This is a genomic window from Moorena sp. SIO2C4, assembly GCF_010672485.1.
GTDB lineage: Bacteria > Cyanobacteriota > Cyanobacteriia > Cyanobacteriales > Coleofasciculaceae > Moorena > Moorena producens.
The window spans coordinates 1-1,624 of the sequence record NZ_JAAHGN010001370.1; the positions used below are offsets into that span (position 1 = coordinate 1).

Genomic DNA, 1,624 nt, shown 5'->3' on the forward strand with positions numbered 1-1,624 from the left:
TCTACTTGCTAGCCCCTAACCAAAGCACCAGACGGTTTGGCAACCGCATTGTCATTAATGAATATTCCATGCGCAGTCCCACCACTACTCCTAGCCCACCGCCATCGATGCTGCGGGTGTTCATACTGGGGGGTGCCTATTGCCTCTTGCCTATTGCCTCTTGCCTCTTGCCTATTGCCTCTTGCCTATTGCCTATTGCCTATTGCCTCTTGCCTCTTGCCTTGCGCGTAGCGCTATAACTGCTATATTTCAACCCTTGCCATAAACCACCACATTCAAGTACTCTTACCAATATGCCCCCTGGGGGGATATTGGTAATGATATATTAAGTTGAATAAAGATAATTAAAGATAAATAACAAAATTTTGTTGAAAAATACTTGGTTTTCTGGTATATCCCCAAGGAATTCTAATAATTTAGGGCAACTACTTCTATCGATACCCCCTAGGGGAGTGAGTAATCCTCAAGGATGGCTATTATTTGCTGCCGCCTCCTTCCTGGTTTCTGTGCCAGTGTTCTTCCAAGCTCCCCTAGTGCGCCTTTTCCCACTGTTGAGTTTAGTCATCACCCTGGCTTGGGTGTGGCTAGGGATAAAACTGCTCCAACGTCCATCAACCCAAGTCTGGGGTGACTTGCTGTTGGGATTTAGCTGGAGTTGGCTGGCTGGTTCACTATATTGGGGTTGGTTGCGGACTGAACCTCTACTGCATTTACCGGTAGAGGCAATTGGTCTACCATTCGCTCTGTGGGGATTGTGGCGGGGTTGGGGAAAGGTAGGAAATCTGTTTTACTTGGGTTCGTTATTCGGTACAGCCATGACCGACATCTATTTCTACTTGACGAATCTAATTCCCTACTGGCGTCAGGTGATGGTAGTAGAGCCAGTCCTGGCAAAACCAGTCTTTCAAAATGCGATCGCACAAGTCCAAACTCCTTGGGGAATTAGCTGGGCAGTGCTTTTGGTTGCTACGCTAGGAATAGTTGGTCTTTGGTCATTGACAAAAGAACAGCCCCATTGGTGGACGTTTAGTGGAGCCGTTTTGAGTACAATCGTGGTAGATAGTCTTTTTTGGTTGGCAGCTAACCTAGCATGATGACTCCAGACACTGACCCTAAAAGGTACAGTGTGGGCTTCTTCGGAAGCCTTATTCATTTATTTATATATAGATATTTATATATATATATAAATATTAGGTAAGTTTTGACCATTGTCATTGTGATGGTTATTCCGAAATGACTCCATCATCCTGTGAATGTATCTACTAGGGTCAGCTTCTGAGTCTTGCTGGGTTTTTGACAGCAGCATACTCAAGCTCGATTAGCAGTAACTAGTCAGTAACTTATTGCTGCTATTGTTTCTCCAACTTCTGCGCTATCCTTCCCTGATCAGGGGAAATCTTGGAAAATTGATGCAATGATCAACCTCTCCGTTAACCCTGTTGTTGCTCCTATATCTGTGGTGACTTTGCGATCCACCCCTTACCTACTTATGCCTACCGACTCTGACGATCAGTATATGCCATTAGTTGGTAGTAATTGCTGGACCGTCGGTCGTAGTTATGATAACAATTTTGTACTTTCAGATCGCTGGATTTCCAGAAACCATGCGATGTTGCAGTGTACA

Annotated in this window: 2 protein-coding genes and 1 pseudogene; all 3 read left to right on the top strand. The window is 44.9% G+C overall.

Annotated elements, in window-relative coordinates; translation table 11 throughout:
* Positions 1-131 (top strand): annotated as a pseudogene (locus F6K20_RS37690) (SGNH/GDSL hydrolase family protein); the annotation flags it as partial.
* A gap of 321 nt (positions 132-452) precedes the next feature.
* On the top strand, positions 453-1,094 hold the full coding sequence (locus tag F6K20_RS37695; RefSeq protein WP_008181504.1) for a DUF3120 domain-containing protein: 642 nt from the start codon (positions 453-455) through the stop codon (positions 1,092-1,094).
* Positions 1,095-1,414: 320 nt separating this feature from the next.
* On the top strand, positions 1,415-1,624 hold a 210-nt coding region (locus tag F6K20_RS37700), incomplete at its 3' end, for an FHA domain-containing protein (protein WP_287298282.1).